This is a genomic window from Oceanospirillum sanctuarii, assembly GCF_002150805.1.
Classification (GTDB): domain Bacteria; phylum Pseudomonadota; class Gammaproteobacteria; order Pseudomonadales; family Halomonadaceae; genus Oceanospirillum; species Oceanospirillum sanctuarii.
On sequence record NZ_MTBA01000001.1, the window covers coordinates 279,630 to 299,753 of the forward strand.

13 protein-coding genes are annotated in these 20,124 nt (G+C 50.1%); 7 read left to right on the forward strand and 6 right to left on the reverse strand.

What is annotated here, in order from left to right; genetic code table 11:
• Positions 1-120: 120 nt before the first annotated feature.
• Positions 121-861 carry a sporulation protein gene (locus tag BV405_RS01230; RefSeq protein ID WP_086479026.1) on the reverse strand — a complete coding sequence of 247 codons (741 nt, stop codon included), beginning with the start codon at positions 859-861 and terminating at the stop codon, positions 121-123.
• Between the two features lie 286 nt (positions 862-1,147).
• Here BV405_RS01230 and BV405_RS01235 point away from each other — a divergent pair, with 286 nt between their 5' ends.
• Together BV405_RS01235 and BV405_RS01240 are read left to right on the forward strand one after the other, a co-directional pair.
• Positions 1,148-1,897: a substrate-binding periplasmic protein gene (locus BV405_RS01235; RefSeq protein WP_176329999.1), complete on the forward strand. Its 750-nt coding sequence runs from the start codon at positions 1,148-1,150 to the stop codon at positions 1,895-1,897.
• Positions 1,898-2,069: 172 nt separating this feature from the next.
• Positions 2,070-3,296, forward strand: coding sequence for a hypothetical protein (locus BV405_RS01240; RefSeq protein ID WP_086479028.1), 1,227 nt, complete (start codon positions 2,070-2,072; stop codon positions 3,294-3,296).
• A 153-nt stretch (positions 3,297-3,449) separates the two neighbouring features.
• Here the strand turns inward: BV405_RS01240 and BV405_RS01245 are convergent, their stop codons facing one another.
• Entirely contained in the window at positions 3,450-4,325 is an 876-nt protein-coding gene (locus tag BV405_RS01245; protein ID WP_086479029.1) for a LysR family transcriptional regulator, read from the reverse strand.
• 208 nt (positions 4,326-4,533) lie between these two features.
• On the opposite strand from BV405_RS01245, the gene BV405_RS01250 reads away from it, so the two are divergent.
• On the forward strand, positions 4,534-5,253 hold the full coding sequence (locus BV405_RS01250) for a sulfite exporter TauE/SafE family protein (protein ID WP_245832194.1): 720 nt from the start codon (positions 4,534-4,536) through the stop codon (positions 5,251-5,253).
• Positions 5,254-5,360: 107 nt separating this feature from the next.
• Here the strand turns inward: BV405_RS01250 and BV405_RS01255 are convergent, their stop codons facing one another.
• The 3 genes from BV405_RS01255 to BV405_RS01265 form a co-directional block, all read right to left on the reverse strand.
• On the reverse strand, positions 5,361-6,482 hold the full coding sequence (locus BV405_RS01255) for a phosphoribosylaminoimidazolesuccinocarboxamide synthase (protein ID WP_086479031.1): 1,122 nt from the start codon (positions 6,480-6,482) through the stop codon (positions 5,361-5,363).
• Between the two features lie 182 nt (positions 6,483-6,664).
• On the reverse strand, positions 6,665-7,081 hold the full coding sequence (locus BV405_RS01260) for a DUF2185 domain-containing protein (protein WP_086479032.1): 417 nt from the start codon (positions 7,079-7,081) through the stop codon (positions 6,665-6,667).
• Positions 7,082-7,291: 210 nt separating this feature from the next.
• Entirely contained in the window at positions 7,292-8,584 is a 1,293-nt protein-coding gene (locus BV405_RS01265; protein ID WP_086479033.1) for a DUF945 family protein, read from the reverse strand.
• 307 nt (positions 8,585-8,891) lie between these two features.
• Between BV405_RS01265 and BV405_RS01270 the strand changes: the two genes are divergently transcribed.
• From BV405_RS01270 to BV405_RS17755, 3 genes are all read left to right on the forward strand, one after another.
• A complete protein-coding gene (locus BV405_RS01270) occupies positions 8,892-11,252 on the forward strand; it encodes a DUF748 domain-containing protein (RefSeq protein WP_086479034.1) in 2,361 nt (786 codons plus the stop codon).
• Between the two features lie 178 nt (positions 11,253-11,430).
• Positions 11,431-12,126 (forward strand): hypothetical protein, encoded by a 696-nt coding sequence (locus BV405_RS01275; RefSeq protein ID WP_086479035.1) that lies wholly within the window; start codon positions 11,431-11,433, stop codon positions 12,124-12,126.
• 218 nt (positions 12,127-12,344) lie between these two features.
• A complete protein-coding gene (locus BV405_RS17755; protein WP_086479036.1) occupies positions 12,345-14,027 on the forward strand; it encodes a methyl-accepting chemotaxis protein in 1,683 nt (560 codons plus the stop codon).
• Positions 14,028-14,148: 121 nt separating this feature from the next.
• Here BV405_RS17755 and BV405_RS01285 read toward each other — a convergent pair whose 3' ends face one another.
• On the reverse strand, positions 14,149-15,681 hold the full coding sequence (locus BV405_RS01285; protein ID WP_086479037.1) for an aminotransferase-like domain-containing protein: 1,533 nt from the start codon (positions 15,679-15,681) through the stop codon (positions 14,149-14,151).
• Between the two features lie 441 nt (positions 15,682-16,122).
• Between BV405_RS01285 and BV405_RS01290 the strand changes: the two genes are divergently transcribed.
• Positions 16,123-19,677, forward strand: coding sequence for a thiamine pyrophosphate-dependent enzyme (locus tag BV405_RS01290; RefSeq protein WP_086479038.1), 3,555 nt, complete (start codon positions 16,123-16,125; stop codon positions 19,675-19,677).
• The last annotated feature ends 447 nt before the right edge of the window (positions 19,678-20,124 follow it).

Below are 20,124 nucleotides of genomic sequence, written 5' to 3' on the forward strand. Positions count from 1 at the left end.
TTCACAGAAACTCATTAGGTTATCGATTTGGCTGAATTCTGGTCAGGAATGATCAGAAAAGGGCGGAATCCCGCCCATTTCTGGTTGCTCAATCTTGTTGCTGACTGAGCTGGCTAACACTTAGCCCAGAATGTTTTTAACCTGTTGGGTGACCTCATCCTGAGAGACGCCATTTCTTAGAGAAATAGAGCGGTAGCTATCCCCGCCGAAATTACGATCCAGCTCGAACAGTACGTGGGTTTGATCTGGTGTCGCGACAAAAGTGACTTCGACCTCATTCAGGCCAAATAGGGCGAATTTGTTCGGACGGTATTCCAGCTCCTGATAGCAACCCAGACTGGATTGGAAGTGCTGCCCGCGCACGGCGCCTTCTTCGACATCCGCTTTCATCAGGCTGTAGCCACAAGCATCCATTGCCTGTAGTACCTTGTTCTGAGTGGATGTTGCTATCACCGCAATCGGATCTTTGTCACTGGCATCCAGTGCCATATCGATGTTCAGGCCTGTCGCCAGCCAAACCTTGGTTTGGTTGTGACGCGCGCCATTGTCGGTAATAGGGGTTTCCAGTGGTAGTTGACCCTGAAACGGAATCTCACGGGTTTCGCCGGGCTGAATGGTGAAACGGTCTGCAACATGCCAGTGGGCGAGGGTCTTGTTGACCACCATCTCCGTATCGTCACGCTCAACCTTAACCCGGGTGACCAGAGCCAGATCAAGACCGGAGATATCCTGCTCAGTATCACCGCCTTTAATCACAACTGTTGCATTGAAGCTTTCACCAGGGCACAAAATCTCAGTGTGCAGCAGGGTATCAACTTTAGCGCCGCCAATACCAACACTGGCCAGAATCTTCTTAAACATAAAACGTCCTTTTGTCGGTGTTATTAAGTGTTAAGCATTTTGCATTAAGTATGTCGCAGTGAAGAGGCTTGGACCTGGCTGCGCTTTTAAAACTTAAATGGGTGTTTTATCCGGATTTTCAAATCGCAGTGCTGTGATATTGGGGATCCGAATCCAGATGCTGCATTCTTTGTCACCGGTCTATGAAAATGGTTTCCTTATTATTCAACTGTTTGATTTTCTGGATCATCTGCAGAAGATGGAATAGGATTGTCACTTTCATCTGAAACTGTTTTGGGTTTGTCTTTTGAGTGCATCTTCCCGTTCCTGCGTGAGTCCTGTCGCCAAAGCCGCAATCGCGCTGTCGCTGTTTGTCTTTATTCTGCTGGCGAGTCCTGTGGTCATCGCAGGTTCCGAGTTGAGAGTGGTGACCTCGGAATTTCCGCCCTACAGCTATAGTGCAGGAAACAGTGCCGAGGGGATCGCGGTTGATAAAGTGCAGCATATTCTCGACAGTGCGGGTCTTGAATCTAAGATAGAGGTTTATCCTTGGGCACGTACCTACGAGATCGCATTGCGCGAGCCTAATGTACTCATCTTTCTGATCGCCCGAACTCCTGAGCGCGAAGATTCATTTCACTGGATCGGTCCTTTGATCGACTTCGATGTCAAACTCTTTCGTTTGGCAAAGCGGAGTGACATTGCCCTTTCCAACCTTGATCAGCTGGAGTTTTTCAAAGTGGGGAGTTTGAATCGTGATGTTAAAGGGGCGTATCTCAAAGAACAAGGCATCGACACAATAGGCTATGCCACGGAAGAGAGCGGTGTTCACATGCTAAAGCGAGGCTATATCGATCTGATGCCTGCGGAGACCAACTCTTTTAACTATCGCGTACAGCGACTGGGTTACTCGTCTGATGACTTTTCTGTTGCCTGGGAGCTGGATGCGATTTCCAAACCTCTCTATCTTGCTCTCAGCAAAGGCTCCTCGCCAGTCTTTGTTGAACGCGTTCAGCGGGCATTCGAACGCCTGCGTACCGAAGAACCCTCTGAGTGATAAAGCGCCCGCCATTCGGGCGTTTCACGCTATTTACTGCACTATTTCTTGAATATCTTTCATTCACCTTATATCCGTTTCGGCCGATATCCCGAGGTAGAACTTTACCTTTAACGGGACATTTGACCTTTAACGGGTTAACTTCCGGCTTGTGCCGGATTTGAGGTGTGCTATGAAAATTCAACAAGGACAGTTTAATCTGCGCTCCTCCCACGAGACTTTTCAGCAATTAACGAGGGAAGAGTCTCTGGAGGTTACCAAGCGTGTGGATGGCAAGGATGAAACTCTGACCTATCAGAACCGAACCAGTGCGACACGTGTCTCTCTGAGTCAATACGGATTGGCTTCTGCGTCACCCGATGATACTGATGATACCTATAGTCGTCTGCCGGGGCGGAACGGCATTGGTAATGCCAATGGCTTTGATCATGCTAATCCACCAGGGCAGGAGAAGTTTGATCGTAATGCGCTGGGCGCTGGTCAGGTTGATCTGGAGGCTGTTGATGATGAGTTGTCGATGGATCCGGAGACATTGGCTGATCTGCGTATGCTGACTTTTGTTCAACTGATGGAGCAGATGTTTGGCCTCAAGATCTCTGTTGAGGATATCCGACAGTCTGATGATGACCTGAAAGATATGCAGAAGCTCAGAGACCTGGGTGAGCAGCTGGATGCGACAAAACCTGCCAGTGATCGTGCAGCTGCAGGTGATCAGCCGCCGCCCCGCAATGGTCATCAGATAACCTTTACCGCCCGAACCTTCTTCCACGAGGAAGAGCACACCCGTATGTCTGCTGAAGGTAAAGTGATCACTGAAGATGGCCGAGAACTGGAGCTATCACTGGATATCGGCATGAGCCGGACGTTCCAGTCTGAGAGTTTTATGAGCTTCTCTGAAGGCAACCTGAAAGATCCTCTGGTGATCAACTTTGACCGCCCGACGGTAGGTCTGAGCGATAAGCTGCATTTTCAGTTTGATCTGGATGCCGATGGCACTGATGAAACCCTACCGGAACTTCTGGCAGGTTCTGGTTATCTCGCGCTGGATCTGAATGGTGATGGTGTTATCAACTCGGGTAATGAGCTCTTTGGCGCCAAAAACGGCGATGGTTTTGAAGAGCTTGCCAAGTACGATGATGACGGTAACGGCTTTATTGATGAAAATGATACTGTCTTCAGCCAACTGAAAGTCTGGGTGCCGAAAGGCGAGGGTGAAAGTGAGCTTTATGCTCTGCTGGATAAGGATATCGGGGCGATCTATCTGAAATCAGAACAGACGCCTTTCTCTCTAAAAACCGATGACACCAATCAGACCCAGGGCTATGTGCGTGAGTCCGGAGTCTTTCTGAAGGAATCTGGCGGCATTGCCTCGGTACAGCAGATCGATTTGAAAGTTTAATTGTCGTGGAAGCCGGATTGTCGTTGGAAGCTTAATGTTCATCGGACAATAACCACCGTTTGTTTTATCTTTGAAGGCCACTGTTTCTTCTATGAAGCAGCGGCTTTCTTTTTATAACCAGGCTTTCTTTTCTAATCGAGATACTTTCCCGAATTAGCATTTTCCTTCAAGGGTATGCCACAGCGCCTGAGCCAGTTGACTATGGGTCGCACTCCGTAACCGAATCAGGTAGATGGGAACATCGCTTTGGGAGGAGAAGTTTTCTACCTGAATAGGCTTTAACGAACCATCCTTCAGGTCATTCTCAATCATGTGCTCGGGAATCCTTGCCCAGCCCATTCCTGCCTTAATCAAAGCCTGTTTTACCACGTAGTCATTCACATACCAGCGTAAGCCACCGGGAATGACATTAACGTGATCAAAGGGCTTGGAGCCGCTGTCCGCGACCAGAATATGAGGCTGATGCCGGAGAAGATCCTGACTGATAGGTTGCTCTGTTTTCGGTGGAAGTAACCCGGGAGCAGTTACACTCAGGATGCGGATTTTAAAGATCTCAATAGATTCGTATTTCTGGTTAAGGCCTGTATTCGGACCAATTGCGAGCTCCGCCTGATGAGTGTCCAGTTGCTCCAGTAAACCGGAAAGATGCTGTGTGCTCAGGTTCAATTGTAATCTGGGATGCTGATCACAGAACTGTTTCAGTTGACTCAATCCTTCCGGTAGGGCACTCATCGTGCTCAGCGCGATAGACAGGCTGGGTGGCGTGCCCTCAGTCAGCTGATGCCCCAGCCGTTCGAGAGACTCAGATTCCTGCAACAGGCGCTTTGCTTGCTGATAAAAGCTTTTGCCTTCGGGAGTAAGGGTAGGGCGGTAGCTACTGCGATCCAGCAGTTGCAGGGAGAACTGACTTTCCAGATTTGCGATGGCGGCACTGATCGTGGATTGCGTCTTATGCAGTTGCTCTGCCGCAGCCCGAAAACTGCCACTTTCGACCACAGCTGCAAAGGCTTTTAACTGTTCATAGGTCATCTGAATCTCTCTGAGATTGCCAGGTTCTGTTGATTATTGATGATCGTTTTTATCATTTGTTTTGATAGAAAACACTCGTTATTTTTCGATTGTTTTGCCGGTTATGATCTCTGCCTGTTTTAAGTTGATAGGCTTTTAGTGGAAAGGTCTTGTTTGAAGTGACCGTATTGTAAAGATCCTGAGTAGGCAGAGGCAGAAGATGTTCGAGATGAGTGTGTTATGGATTACTTTGGCGGCCGTTGTGACCGGCTTTTCCAAATTTTCTACCGGTGGTATGGGCATTTTGATCCTGCCTTTAATGATGTTGGCTTTTCCCGGACCTGAGGCTTTGGGCGTTATCATCCCTCTTTATGTGATTACCGATCTGATGGCGATAGCCAGATATCGCAAAGGTGTCGACCGTAAGGTGCTGTTGAATCTCATGCCGCTGGCTATGTTGGGGATCGTGCTGGGGGGCTGGTTACTGGCAAATACCAGTGCCGAACAGTTTACCGGTATGTTGGCGCTGCTGATTATCGCTATGCTGGGGCTGAGTATCTGGTTGGAATATCATCCGGCAAAATGGATGCGCTATCCTTTTGTTGGGCAGGGCGTGGGGCTTTTTTCGGGATTTATCAGCACCATAGGCAATGCTGCTGGGCCGTTTTTAAGTCTTTATCTGATGGAGCAAAAGTTGGATAAAGCCGGATGTGTTGCGACCCGCGCCTGGGCATTTACTGCGATCAACCTGGCTAAGGTGCCAGTTCTGATCAGTATTGGGTTGTTGAACAGCGAGACTTTCCAGGCCGGATTGATCGGTATTCCGGGATTGTTTGTGGGTGCTGTGATCGGTGCCTGGGTGATGCAGAAAATGAATTTAAGTCAGTTTCGTTGGCTGATTCGGGGAATGGCGCTGCTGGCGGTGGTTAACTTACTCGCCTTTCGGTAGTTTCAGATTAATAGCTTTTGTAATGCATAAAATGTGAAGAACACAAAAAAGGGAGCTGAATCAGCTCCCTTTTTAATGACAACGGCTTTGTTAGCAGCTGCTGCAACTTAGCCGTCGATCAGACCATACTGGTCGCGCAGAATCTCGATGATTTCTGCTTTCGGGTTGTCAGACAGTACCAGTTTCTCACCGGTTACTTTCTCCGCGATATCGATGTAAGTACGGGATACATCCATCAGAGCGTCCAGTGGCAGGGCATTGTCACGAGCCAGTGCTTCGCGCTCCGGCATACGATCTTTGTTTAGCAGAATATCCGGATCCGGGAAGTGGTTCAGCAGCATCTGACGGAAACCTTCTTTTGACTTCTCGATCACCTTGCCTTCACGGTAAGCCGGGCCGTCCCAGATGCGGGAAGAGTCAGGCGTACCCACTTCATCCATATAGATGAGTTTGTCGTTGCCTGCTGCATCGGTCACGTAGCCGAACTCGAATTTGGTATCCACGAAGACCTGATCCAGTACTTCCAGAGCATCGCTGATCACACCGAAACCTTCTTTCAGCAGCTTTTCATACTGAGCGATATCGTCTTGGCTGCGGAAGTTAAAGGCAGCAAAGTTATCGACGATATTGTCACGGGTGATGTTCACATCATCCGCTTCAGGAACACCCGGAATTCCTTTCAGAATGCCTTTGGTGGATGGAGTGATCAGCAGCTCAGGCAGTTTCTGATCTTTCTGCAGCCCTTCCGGCAGTTCAATACCGCAGAAGTTACGCTCACCCTTGCTGTATGCACGCCACATAGAACCTGTGATGTACTGACGGCAGATCGCTTCGATCATCACAGGCTTGGCTTTCTGTACGATCCAGACAAACGGATGTGGGATATCCAGAATATGGCTGTCTGCCAGACCGTTCTCACGGAACAGTTTGAACCAGTGGTTAGAGATCGCATTTAGGGCAGCGCCCTTGCCCGGAACCCCCTGCATACCGCCTTCACCATGCCAGATGCAGTCAAAAGCAGAGATACGGTCGCTGATCACCATGATCGCCAATGGTGCGTCAGGTTGTACGTTATAACCTTTCTCTTCGATCAGGCGGCGACTGTCTTCTTCGGTCAGCCAGTAAACCGAGCGGACTTTACCGCTGTGAACCGGTTGATGGGTACGAATCGGCAGATCGTTGTTAACCGCCAATACCTGATTGGCAACGGATGGGTTTGCAGAGCTCATGGCATCAGTTCCTGTTAGAAACGGTCAAAATTAAGAAGCCTCTCAGATCAGAAACATATTCGATGTTGCTGCAGGCTGAAAGGCTTTAAATCAGGTCAGGCTGTTTTACGTCCTGAAAAGTGTAACGCTAGCTGTTTCCGGGCGGTTTTTGGGTATCGACCGCTCAGGGAATACTTTCCGGATTACAGCTTTTTGAATTCGTCCGGGTCGTTGGTGATTTCCACATCTACATTCGGTGACGGGATGACATAGTCATAAACACGCTCCCAGCCGTCTTCCGCAGAACCCGGTACACGCTCCCAAACCGTACCTGCGTTGTATTGCACCAGATCGGTAATGGTTGGGTCGGCTTTGCACATCGCATCCAGAGGCGCTGTCATCATGTTGTTCAGCTCATCCGCAAGATACTCCTCGGACTCATAACCGCTGTACATGCGCCAGCCGGTGTCGTTCAGGTGATCCGGTACGGTTTTGTACATAAAGCGGATCGGCATACGTTCTTCGATAACCATGCGGGAAACCAGGCACAAAAAACCGTTCTTGGTCTGATTGGTTTCCAGTTCAGGGGTTTTCGGATCGTCGATGTTCGGCGTACGCATAGGGTGCTCGCTTTAGTCTGATTGTAAGTGCTCTGAATGGGGCAAAGGTTAAACCCGTGGTTTAACAGGGGCAGTATTCTAATACAGAAGGGGGAAGAACGGAATTTTAGCCGAAGCAAATAAAAACACCGCCGGAGCAAGAGCTAAGGCGGTGTTATAAATCCAAGTGTTAATCTAACACCTTGATTAAAAAGGTCTGTTAATGGTTACTTAACGCATTGGCACATCATTGATGGTCATCTGGCCGTTCTGCATCAGGGCGTGAATCAGCATGTCTTCATCATCATCCCGATAGGCTCCCATCTGATTCAGCTGCATCGCCATCATGGCGAATACCGGCATGGAGTTAAACAGTGACTTGTTGATTGCCGCATTACTTTCCAGTTTCACGTACTGAGCCAGAATCGGTGGGAAGCTCATCGCTTTGATCAGTTCTTCCTGATTGGTTTCCAGGCTAACGACCATGTCGCCATTGATACGACCTTCAGTGGTGACCACGTTAACATCGTGCAGGCTGAATTCAGCTGCGTTCACCACATCGGCAAATATCGGCAGAATTTTCTGGGCATCTTCCGGCGTGATCTGCTCGGCATCCAGATCCTGAGCGATTTTCATCAGTGCTTCGGTCTGCTCAACCGTTGGGCCAGTCAGAGTGTAGGAGAAACCGCTTGGCTCAAAGTCGTACAGGGTCTGACCGTACTGAGCGATATGCAGTTTATCCAGAGTCCAGTTGCCGGAGTAGTGAACGGTTTCCGGAGCAGAGTCCTGCTTCTGAATATTAAAGTTATCTTTCAGGTTCAGAGACGCAGAGGCGATCTCGATACGATCATTACTCAGATCCAGCTGGCTGATATTGATGTTGTTGCTGTAGGTCCAGATAAATTCGGTTTGTTTCTGGCCGCCACCTTTAACATTGGTTTCACCAACGGTCAGCACGTTGCCCTCAGCATCCATCTCAATACCGTTCCAGATGCCGTTCAGGTCGTAGCTCTCTTTACCTGCATCATAGTTCAGGCGGATGATGCCCGGCTTCATACGAATCGTGCCGTTGTCACGGTTCAGGGTAAAACCTTCGATATAGGTGTTAAGCACAGATTTATCCAGAGAGATCACACCATCAAAGTGCAGTGGTACCTTGCCATCAAAATCTTTCAGGCTCTCTTTCATCTCATCAGTAACAACGATTTCAGACTTAAATTCAGCGTCGGAAAAACCATGCGTTACTTCATGTTTGATATCGAAGAAAGGTGCCGTACCGTCCATCTGAACCATGGCAGGATCGTTAAAGACGAATCGGGTTACCAGAGCGGTGTCATAAGCATTTTTCTGATAATCCAAAAGCTGAATCTCAATGCCGGAAGAGCCTTGTTGAGCGTTGGCTGAAGCTACAGCGAGTTCAATCTGTTGCTGGACCGTATCGCCGACTTTGACCGGGACATAGGCTGCAGCGGCAATTCCGGCTGCTCCAACACCAATTAAAATCCCTGCTGTAAGTTTATTCATTCCAGATAATCCTGTTTCTTTAAGGTGGGGGCTAATGTTTACTGATAAAATAGTGCCGACGGCTTTTAAAAATCCTGTTGCTGATTTTCACTGGTTTTGCCGTCGATGCCTTTATATTGAAGGCTTTATCCATCTTAAGCATAAAAGCGTTTGATAGCCGATATTAAGTTCAATTTTTCGGATATCTATTGATCTCAATTTTATTTCTATCGGTACAATTTGGTATCAGTACAACGCAACAGGACTGTCATTTCAAAGTGTTTGCCTGTTTTTTTCAATAGCTATTTTCAAAGAGTTTTGTGAGCAAATGAAATTCCTGATCTCGGGATTACGCACCTTAATCCTTGCTGTCGTCGCCCTACTGTTGATGCTTTTCCTTACCTTGAGTCAGGGTTGGCATACTCCATTAGTGAACCACTTTGCAGCTCCATACAAGGTTTACGTTGGACATACCGAACTCAACTGGTTCCCCCTTGCCCTTGAAGTAGAGGATCTGACAGTCGGTGAGGGGGAGGGCGCTTTAACCCTTGAGCGTATTCATGTGCGCTCCGGTCTTGGCTTTATTACCGGTAAGCCGGTTGAGTTATATGTACAACTGGATAACGGCCATATTGCGTATCAGGGATTAACCGCAACCCAGTCCGGTGTTGATGGCTTGCAAGGACAAAAAACATCCGACTGGCAAGTGGCAGGCTTAAGTCTGACCCAGTGGCAGCAGCTTTTCGCTTCCCAGGAAACCGCAGAGCCGGATACAGAATCAGAGGCCGCAGAGTCTGAGCAGAAAGCCCCATGGGCGATTCACCTGCAATCTCTGCAGATCAGTAATTTTAAGGCCGAAAGCCTGCAAAATGGCCTGCCGGATCTTCAGCTAAACCGATTGTTGTTTGGCCCTTTTTATACCGATCAGCCCGAAAAACGATCTTCGCTGCAGGTAGAACTGACCACTGCAGGAGGTCTGGTTGATCTGAAAGGGGCTTTGTCACCGCTTTCTACGGCACCAAAGGTCAGTATCGATGCAGTGATCAAGGATTTTAGTCCAAACCATGACTGGTTGGCGCAGGTGCCGGAAGAGCTGTCAGCTGTCCTGAATACACAGTTGAAACTGGACGTTGCACTATCTGAATCTAAGCTGGAGCCTGAGTCAGGATCTGAAACACAGCGCCTGATGGCGACATTGGGAGGCGACCTGCAACTGAATCAGGTTCAATGGCAGCCTGATGCTGAACCAACAACTCAGGACGTCTACGGTTTTGAGACGCTAAACCTTAGTAAGCTGAATCTTCAGGTTGAAATTGCCGATCTTAATCAGGCTGAGCCCAAAGCCCAGTTAGCCTTTGAACAGCTTGATATTAACGGTCTGGATGTTCGTCAGCCGGATCTCAGTTATCAGCTGCAAACGATTCTGCTGAAGCAATTACAGGTAACGGCGGACAAACAAACTGCGAATATTGAATCCGGCCTGATTGAGATCGCTCAGGGTGTGATGGATTATCGTCTGGCGAAAAGTGCTGATGATCAAAAGCCTTCCGAAGAAAATACGCCTGAGCCTGAACAGCAAACATCTGCTCCGGAATCCGAACAAGCGCAGTCTGGTGAGGCTGATTCACTTCAAACAGAGGAAAAGATCGAGCCGTATCAGATCCGTTTTGCCGGTGAATCTATCCGTCTGAAAAAGCATGAGATCACCTATCGGGATCTGAATCTTGAAGATGCACCGCTAACTCAGATCGAACTGACCGATATCGAGCTTAACCAGCCGCGCTATCCAGCTATTGAACCCTTCCCCTGGCTGGCGGATATCTGGTTGAACGGGCAAAGCCATTGGCTTGTGAACGGTGATCTGCAAACAGCGCCGTTGAAGGTGAATATTAAGATCGAACAGTCAGGTCTGAACCTGCCGGATATCAGTCCCTACAGTGAACACTACGCAGAAGTGGTGTTTGTCGAAGGGAATATGGATAACAAGATCCAGTTTGAGTTTACACCCAATAGTCTGAAGGGGAGTTTAGGCTTCGATTTCACCCATCTGGATATGAGCCTTAAAGGATCCCAGAAGAGTCTTAACCTGCCTCTGCAAACGGCTTTTTCCCTACTGGAAGATTCCGATAGTCGTATCGAGTTATCCATTGATCTGGATAAGAAAGGCGAAGATCTGAAAGTCGGCACCAGCGCCATCGTAAAAGAGTTGCTGCTGGCGGCCAGTCAGAAAGGGGCGGTGGCCTATCTGAAATATGCTCTTCAGCCCTATGGTGCTTTGCTGACCCTGAAAGATGTTGGATCAAGTCTGCTGAAGAGTGGTTCATTGCCTTTAGAGGCCGTTGTCCTTGATCCCCTTCAGGATACGTTCACCACAGACCAGATCGGTTATGCCCAAAAGGTCAGCGGTATTCTGAAAGAGAAAGAGGAATTCAAACTGAACTACTGTTATCTGCCTGCTGAAGCAGAACGCAATCTTCTGGTTAAGCAACTGGGTGATGCAGCTAAGGCCGATGCTGCCCTTAAAGAGCTGAACCAGAAACGCCTCACACTGTGGCGAAAACTTTTTGCAGGTGAAGGGCTGGCATCCCGAATGAAGCAATGCACTCAGGATGAACTGAAGAAGCAGCGTAAGAAACTAAAAGCTGCGGAACAGCAACAAAGCCGTTTTACTCTGTTATTAAAACCCTGAGTTAAAACAGGGATTAATTCCGAATAACAAACGGCAAATGACGTTTTTAATACCTAAATATAAGAGGATATTTCTTTGCGGATAGGGGCAAAGATATGTCATTTAGGTAATAATAAGCCCTAAAGCTCTTTGATCCCTGATGCGGATCGGGCTGATCGAGAATTTTAAGGAGATACCGATGAAACTGCAGGCCGGAAAACTACTGCCTTTGGCGTTAACCGCAGCACTACTGGCTGGTTGTGCCAGCGATGATATTCAGGAGATCGAAGCCGGTTACGATGAAGATGCCGGTGCAGGTCCAATGGCGATGGCTCATGTGAGTCATGTTGCTACTGAATGGGCAGAGACTCCGGATCAACAGGGGCTGTTAACCACAGCACGTGCTGAAGCAGCGGTTGTTCGTACTCACGCCGATCTTGCGGCACAACGTGCTACGGATTCCGACTGGGTGAAGATGCACGCCATCCATGTTCGTCATGCACTGGCACCTCAGGGTGTTGGTCCGGGTAAAGGTTATGGCCTGCTGAAAGCGGTTGAAGGTGTGAAAACCCACATGACACTGGCGATGGAGCAGGATGACGTTTCTGACGCTATCGAGTTCCACGGTGAGCAGGTTGTAATGAGTGCGGATTCCGTACTGATGCGCGCCCAGCAGCTGTCTGCTCTGGTCGACAAAATCATCAATGCGCCGCGTTATACCGATCTGTCTGCAGAAGCCGCACAGATGGTCGCTCTGTCTGAACAGATTCTGATGGGTGAAGACCTGAATGAAGATGGCGATATCGGCTGGGAAGAGAACGAGCCGGGTCTGAATCAGGCATTGAAGTACGTGAATTACCTGCGCCAGAAAGAAGCGGCTTACAAAGAGGATTAAACTCATTTAAAGCCGCTTTAACAGCAGTATTTCTTGTAGAAGGCCGGTTCACCAGCAGGTGGGCCGGCTTTTTTTATGTTTTTTATGATCCGGCTCAAATTGATACTTTGTACTCATGTTTCAATTTGGTAACGGTATGTAATAATGTTGCTGTATATCTATTTTGTTAAACCCCACATACCCCTATTAAGCCCCACAAGATTAAGAGTGCCGTCGATATGTTCTTAAACTCTTTGCGCAATAAAGCGCTGTTCTTTAGTGCGATCTGTATCGCTTTCCTGCTGGTGCAGGTGGTGATGCTGCGCAGTGAAACTCTCCATGTAATCGAGCAGGTGGAATACCTGGAGAAGGAGCGTATCCCTCAGTTGAATAAAGCCCACGAGATGCAGGTTGCGGTGATTCAGGTGCAGCAGTGGCTGACGGATATCAGTGCCACCCGTGCGCAGGATGGTCTGAACGATGGTTTCGAGATGGCGGAAGAAAACGCTCAGCTGTTCCGCAGCCGTCTGAAAGAGATGATGGCGCTGGATAGCGAAAATGCAGACTCTTACCGCAAGCTTTTACCGGTGTTTGATGCTTATTACAGCACCGGTAAGAAGATGGCTCAGGGCTATATCGATGGCGGCCCTGCAATCGGTAACCAGCTGATGGGTGAGTTTGATGGCACCGCCAGTGCTATCTACGAGCGCATCGGCGATCTGATGAAAACTCAGGACAGTAAAACTCAGGCTGCGCTGACTGCGGCATTACAGAAAGCCAAGCAGTCCCAGTGGACCAGCATGCTGTTCTCTGCGCTGTTGGCAGGTCTGATTGTACTCCTGCTTAGTGGCCTGCGGGTCTTTGTTCTGGCTCCTATCAGCAAGATGCATAATCTGGTGGAAGACCTGGGTAAAGGCGAGGGTGATCTTTCCCAGCGTCTGCCGGAAAACCGTAAAGATGAGATTGGTGATCTGGCGCGTTCCTTTAACCACTTTCTGGCGAAAACCGACCAGACTGTGGCTAACGTGATGAAGTCCGTGGTTCGCCTGATTCCTATGGCGGATGAGCTGTCCCATACCAATGAACACGTTCAGGATCGTACCCTGAAACAAAACGAGCAGAGCCAGAAGGTTCACGGTGGCATGTTGTCCACCAAAGATGCTGCCCAGTCAGTATCTTCAGCGGTAGAACGTATTTCTGCGGCGACAGATCAGGGCTACAGCCGTGTGGGGCATGGTCTGGAGATCGTAAAAGAATCCAGTATTAATATGGAGCGTCTGGCAGAGCGTGTTTCCAGTGCTGAAGGCACCATTAACCGCCTGCAGGAAAGCAGTGACCGTATTGAAGGTGTGATCGATGTGATCGGCACCATCGCCGAGCAAACCAACCTGCTGGCGCTGAATGCGGCCATTGAAGCAGCCCGCGCCGGTGAAGCTGGTCGTGGTTTTGCCGTGGTTGCCGATGAAGTCCGTTCTCTGGCGGGTAAAACCCATGATTCCACCCTTGAAGTTCAGTCCATGGTGGAAGCGATCCGTAACGAAACCGCAAGCGTGGTTAGTGTGATGCGTCAGAGTGTGGATGCGGCGAAAGACAGTAAAGAGCTGGTAGAAGCCAGCCGCACCAGTCTGGAAGAGATCAACGAAGCCATCGTGCATATCCGCAGCTGCTCAGAAGAGATTCTGGCGGCACTGCAGATTCAGAACACTAACTTCGATGAAGTGAGTTACAACATCGACGTGATGGATGAGTACTTCAAAGAGACGCTGTCTTCCGGTCAGCTGACCTTTAGTTTCGGTGACGATCTGAAGAAGATGAGTGGTAAGCTGCAGGAGATGATGGCAACCTTTAAGGTGACCGATAACAGCTGGAGCACCAAGCGCCGTGAGAAACCCCGTGTGAACGAGGATGCGGAGCTGTTTTAATCCGTTAAGCGACAGTGTAGTCCCGGGATAGCGAGTCCTGATCGTGACAGAACAAAAAAAGAGCCGCAGGTCGGCTCTTTTTTCGTTTGTGAGTAGTGGGCTGAATAGAAATCTGTCCTGATTAACTTTGGGGCAGTTGTCTTGCCAGTTCTCCCAATGTGCGTACCGCTTCTTCCACCTCTTCACTCCACGGAACCGCACAGTTAACCCGCAGAAAGTTCTGATAGTGATCCCGAGCAGAGAATAGCTTGCCCGGCATAATGCCGATGCCCTGCTCCAGCGCCTGATGGTGCAGCTGAAAGGTATCCACCTTGCCCGGCAAACCCACCCAGAGAATATAGCCACCCATCGGTCGGGTCAGGGTTGTGCCTTCCGGGAACCAGCGGCTGATCGCTTCGCCCATCAACTGTACCTGTCGGGCATAAGCCGCCTGAATACGTCGCAGGTGGCGATCGTATCCGCCGTTCGCCATAAACTCCGCCACCGCCATCTGGCTCAGGGTTGAGGTGCCGACGCTACTGAAGGATTTCAGAAACTCAATTTGTTGCTGATAACGACCACCGGAAACCCAGCCTACCCGAAGACCGGAGGCGATGGATTTGGAAACCGATGAGCAGTACAGCACCAGACCATCTTCATCGTAAGCTTTAATTGCTGGTGTCCGGTTGCCGGAGTAATCCAGATCGCCAAACAGATCATCTTCAATTACCGGAATGTTCAGCGGTTTCAGCAGCTCCAGCAGCTCTCGTCTGTGCTGATCCGGCATAGTAAAGCCAAGCGGGTTATTGTGCGTGGGTACTAACGCCACCGCTTTCACCGGCCACTGCTGTAGCGCCAACTGTAATGCTTCCAGACTGATGCCCTGTTGCGGGTGAGTCGGAATTTCCAGTGCCTTCATGCCCAGGGATTCAATGGTCTGCAGTAAGCCGACAAAGGCAGGGCTTTCGATGGCGATCACATCACCGGGTTGCGCCACTGCACGTAGGCAAAGGGTCAGAGCTTCCTGACAACCATTGGTGATGACAATCTCGCTGGCGGCCACATGACAGCCGGATTCCGCCATGCGTTTGGCGATCTGATTACGCAGTTCCTCAAGTCCTGGTGGGAAAACCGAGACCACCACCTCATCCATACGCTTACGTACCAGACTGCCCATAATACGCTGCAACTGTTTAACCGGCAGAAAATCCGGGCTGGGAATCGCCGTTCCCAGATTGATCAGCTCCGGCTGCTGGCAGCGGCGTAACACCTCACTAGCCGACTGCTTAATGCTTACCGCTGTAGGCAGGCTGAGATCAGTATGCTGATCCGGTGTTGGTAGCTCGCAGGAGGGTGCATTACCAGCGGAATCTGAGCCGAAGGGGGAGACCATACGACTGATGCCGGACTTGTCTGAAAGTGTACCGCCATAACTCGGTGTAACCGGCTGGCGCACATAGAAACCAGACTGAGGGCGTGACTCAATCAGGTGTTGCAGTTCTAACTGTTCGTAGGCACTTTGCACCGTTGCGATACTGACGGAGCGCTGTTGGCTCAGTTTCCGAATCGATGGCAGTTTATCTCCCGGCTGGAAGATACCTTCAGTAATCTGGCGAGCCAGCTCGTCAGCAATCTGCTGATAAAGTGTCTGGTTCTGAGATGATGCTTGTGTCATAAAGGGGCGCAGTCTTCATTTTTTATTGTTTCCCCCGTCAGAAACTCTCAGGGGCAGAAACAGATCGGCGCTGGTGCAGTGTTTCGCGGTGTATTTTGCCGATCTGTGATGCAGTTGCCATTAAAGTGTTACCTTAATTTAATGGCATCCTAACGTATTTGTAACATTATGGACCATTACAGTTTACGTCAGATTAAGCGGTACAGTTGCATTTTTTTGAAACTGTACTGCTCAAATCCGCAAAAACTAGCCCTGCAAGCCTCAACTGTTATTGACCACAATTACCTTATCAAAAATATAAAGGCAGACACGCTGCATCAGTCACCGTGATTGTTGGCCTCATAAAGGCCGACAGACTGAGATCTGCTCTTTGACCACTACCAGCCGCAACTAGGTTAAACAGACCTGAGTTCCGGCTAAGAACAACGATAAGGCTAGGTCATGACTTACAAAATTCTGAACGGTAACGAACTGATCATTCAGGGCGGTATTGAAGCGGGTTTCTCGCTGTATACCGGTTACCCCGGCTCTCCACTGGCGGATTACTTCAATATTCTGCACGCCCGTAAAAATGAGCTGAAAGAAAAAGGTATCCGCGTGGCACTGGGTAACACCGAAGCTAACGCAGCTGCAATGGCCGGTGGTGCCAAGCAAGCAGGCCGTAACGTAATGGTGGGCATGAAGTCCATGGGTCTGCACGTAGCCTCTGATGCGCTTTCCGTGGGTAACTTTGCTAACCCAGGTCAGCCTTATATCGATCCTGAAACCGGCGAATCCATCCATTCAGGTGTTGTTGTGGTCGTGGGTGATGACCCGTGGTCTATGTCTACTGCAACCGCAGCGGACTCCCGTTATCTGTTTAAACACCTGCACATGCCTTTCCTTGAGCCATCCACGCCGCAGGAACTGAAAGACTGGATCACTCATGCCCTGACTTTGTCCCAGCGTTCTTCTCTGTACGCCGGTGTACTGGTAACCACCTTTATTGCTGAAGGTGGTGGCCGTGTGAAAATGGGCGAAGAGTCTGAAGTACCGAACACTCTGACCGACTTTGACCCAAGCACCTTTGATCTGGCTGCCAGCGTTATGGTGCCGCCTAACTCTCTGGGTGCTGACCAGCGTCTGATCCGTGAGCGTTTCCCTCGTGCGAAGAAAGTTCTGAAAGAACTGGCACTGGATCGTCAGTACGGTAACAGCGACAGCAAAATCGGCTTTATCTCCTCGGGTGTTGTTTTCGAAACCCTGCGTCAGATCATGCAGGAAGAGCACTATCTGGATGATTTCTCCCTCTACAAAGTAGCGTGCTCGTACCCGCTGGTAGACGACCTGATCGTGCCTTGGCTGCAGAAGCTGGACACGCTGGTTGTTGTTGAAGAGAAGCGCGGCTTCCTTGAGAACGAACTGATCCACCTGTGTCAGGAACACGGCGTTAAAGTTCATATCTATGGTAAAGAATTTGCTGACCGGGTGACCGGTAGCGAAAAAGTGATCGAAGGCTTCCCAGCGGATGGTGGTATCTCTTACGAGATTCTGCGGTCCAAGATGGAAGAGCTGATGGGCCTGCTGAACCTGCGCCCATGCCAACAGAAACAACCTGAGCTGGTGAATCTGGATCAGGCGCTGCCAATGCGTCTGCCGACCTTCTGCCCGGGCTGTCCGCACCGTGAAACCCTGAGCCTGCTGAAAGAGCTGCGTAAGGTGTTTAAAGAGGAAGACGGTATTAACCTGATCTCCCACGGTGACGTAGGTTGTTACTCTCTGTCGTTCCTTGAACCGTTCAAAGAGATGCACGACATTTCTGCGATGGGACAGGGTGGTGCTTTCGGTGCCGGTATGGACCTGTTCTCCAAGAACCCATCCGTGGTACTCATGGGTGACTCCACCTTCTTCCACTCCGGTCTGAGCGCGATCTCCAACTCTGTACAGCTGGGTCACAACATCACCTATATCGTGTTGGATAACGACTTCACCGCGATGACAGGTCACCAGATGTCCCCAAGTACCGGTGAGTCTGTAGAAGGCCGTAAGCGTCCGGAACAGGATATGCTGAATCTGGTACGCGGTATGGGCGTTGATGAAGCGATTGAGGTGAACCCATCCGACCGTTACTTCTACCGCAACATGCTGAAGCACATGGTGAAGAAGTCCGGTACTAAAGTGATCATCTCTGATAAAGAGTGTGGTCTGACCTTTGCTGCCCGTAAGAAGCGTGAAGACCGTAAGATCTTCGGCGCGGGTGAAGTGAAGCCGATCCAGACTTTCTTCCAGATCAACACCTCTGCCTGTGAAGATTGCCGCTCCTGTGTGGAAATGACCGGTTGTCCGGGTCTGTCTCAGACTGAAGACGCCTACGGTCCGAAAATGTTTATCGACCCTCAGATCTGTGTGTCTGACGGTTACTGCACCAAGATTCTGGCTTGCCCGAGTTTCGAGCAGGTGGACGTGATCAACTTCCACCCGACTCGTTATCAGGAAGCTGAAGACGCAGCTATGCCGCATGCTGCCAAAGTGGCACTGCCTGAGCCGGATCGCAGCAAAGCCTTTGAAGATATTCTGCAAGGTCAGGACTGGCGTGTTGTGATCACAGGTGTGGGTGGTTCCGGTGTAACCACTATCTCCCGTGTACTGGCAGAAGCCGCTGAAGAGATGAACGGTCTTGAAGGTCTGGACTTTAAGTTCATGGATCAGAAAGGTCTGGCACAGCGTAACGGCCGTGTAACCGGTCACCTGAGCATCTTCAACCGTGAGAAAGCCGCCAGCGCCATTACCCCTCTGGGTACAGCCGATCTGGTACTGTCTCCGGATCTGCTGGACGGTAGTGCCGCGCTGAACTTCCTGGCACCACACGGACAGGCACTGCTGGATGAAGAGTTCCAGATCCCGCTGTCTATCCTGCTGGATTACGCAGAAGAGCGTGACGTACTGAAAGCCGAGCAGCTGCGCGACGTGATCGACAACAAGCTGAAAGATCGTGCCTTCTTCAGCCCGATGAAAGCGGTATCTCACCGTCAGCTGGGTAAGAGCGTTTACGCTTCCGCCGTTCTGCTGGGTGTGGCTTATCAGAAAGGTATGCTGCCGTTTACCGAAGAGAACATGCGTGATGCCTTCCGCCGTGGTGTACCGAAAGCGGAATTCGACAACAACTGGAAAGCCTTCGAACTGGGTCGCCGCGTTGTTGTGATGGGCGTTGAAGCCTTCCGTAACGAGTTCCTGCCGCACAGTGGCGAAGCTCAGGACGGCAAGATGGTTATCGCCTTCCGTAAGAGTGTTGCCGACAGCGCCGGTCTGTTCGAGAACAAAGATCAGCTGATCAAACTGTACGACGACAGCCTGAACGCTCTGCACGAGATCTTCCCGGCGATTGAGCGTGATCATCTGGCGAACTACGTACACGATGTAGTGGTGTATGACCGTGATGCGTCTATGGACAGCTTCCTGGCGGATGCCCGCAAGATCAGCGAGCTGTATCCGGATGCCGCTCTGCAGCGTATCGCACTGCGTACACTGACCAAGACTTACTGGATCAAAGATGAAGTCTTTACCGCACACCTGATGGTGTCACCGGTGAAACTGGCGCGTGACGAAGCCGCTTACAAGCATCTGGGTACAGACTTTAAGATCAAACACCTGAACCGTCCGGAGTTCGACCTGTTCGATCGCCGGTTCGCCTTCGAATTCTCGCCGAAAGAGTGGATGCTGAAAGCCTTCCGCCATCAGCGTTGGTTGCGTAAGGCACAGGCCAAGGTACATGCCCGCGAGCATGAAATTGCACACCGTATCCGTCGTGAACTGTTAGAGGTCGTACCAACGATCACTGACGACCAGCGCAAAGCACTGGTACGACTGGATAACATCAAAGGATATCGCCAGGTGCGGTATGAGAAGGCAGAGAAGGTGTTCTCAGATCTGTCTTCGTCCAGCAAAGGTCAGGGCGGCAAGAAAGCCCCGGCCAATGATGGACAACAGATTCCAGCCGTGCAGATCCACCAGCCATAAGCTGGCGGGTCTAACCGGTGGCTTTACATCTCCCTCCTTGGTAAAGCCACCGGGTGGAATCTGCTTTCCCTGACTAGCCGAAAGGGAAGGAATCGTTTGTTGTTAGGAATGGCAGTCCTGTTCTGCCGGATACGGGGTTTAGCACACACCGTATCAATTCAGCTCTCTTGCTGAACTCTGCATTTTCACCCCGCCACATGGCGGGGTTTTTTTATGTCTGTTGGTTGAGATTTGTCAGAATTATCAGCCATTTGGATGGTGTGATCATTTGGGTGCGTCTGTTAGACTCGGTTGAATTAGTAATATACGGATAAAAGACAGCTTACAGGGCTGTCTTTTAAATGGAATAAACGCAGGCGCGTTGCAGGGAAGTGGTCTTATCTGAGATGGAACTTTACCTTTCTCAAAAATCTTTCCTCAATTTTTGACGGTATATAGAAAGCGTCA

Excerpts from the sequence above, each read along its gene's own strand:
- BV405_RS01230 (WP_086479026.1), bottom strand. The coding sequence starts at position 861 with ATGTTTAAGAAGATTCTGGCCAGTGTTGGTATTGGCGGCGCTAAAGTT.
- BV405_RS01240 (WP_086479028.1), top strand. The coding sequence starts at position 2,070 with ATGAAAATTCAACAAGGACAGTTTAATCTGCGCTCCTCCCACGAGACT.
- BV405_RS01245 (WP_086479029.1), bottom strand. The coding sequence starts at position 4,325 with ATGACCTATGAACAGTTAAAAGCCTTTGCAGCTGTGGTCGAAAGTGGC.
- BV405_RS01250 (WP_245832194.1), top strand. The coding sequence starts at position 4,534 with ATGAGTGTGTTATGGATTACTTTGGCGGCCGTTGTGACCGGCTTTTCC.
- BV405_RS01255 (WP_086479031.1), bottom strand. The coding sequence starts at position 6,482 with ATGAGCTCTGCAAACCCATCCGTTGCCAATCAGGTATTGGCGGTTAAC.
- BV405_RS01260 (WP_086479032.1), bottom strand. The coding sequence starts at position 7,081 with ATGCGTACGCCGAACATCGACGATCCGAAAACCCCTGAACTGGAAACC.
- BV405_RS01265 (WP_086479033.1), bottom strand. The coding sequence starts at position 8,584 with ATGAATAAACTTACAGCAGGGATTTTAATTGGTGTTGGAGCAGCCGGA.
- BV405_RS01270 (WP_086479034.1), top strand. The coding sequence starts at position 8,892 with ATGAAATTCCTGATCTCGGGATTACGCACCTTAATCCTTGCTGTCGTC.
- BV405_RS01275 (WP_086479035.1), top strand. The coding sequence starts at position 11,431 with ATGAAACTGCAGGCCGGAAAACTACTGCCTTTGGCGTTAACCGCAGCA.
- BV405_RS17755 (WP_086479036.1), top strand. The coding sequence starts at position 12,345 with ATGTTCTTAAACTCTTTGCGCAATAAAGCGCTGTTCTTTAGTGCGATC.
- BV405_RS01285 (WP_086479037.1), bottom strand. The coding sequence starts at position 15,681 with ATGACACAAGCATCATCTCAGAACCAGACACTTTATCAGCAGATTGCT.
- BV405_RS01290 (WP_086479038.1), top strand. The coding sequence starts at position 16,123 with ATGACTTACAAAATTCTGAACGGTAACGAACTGATCATTCAGGGCGGT.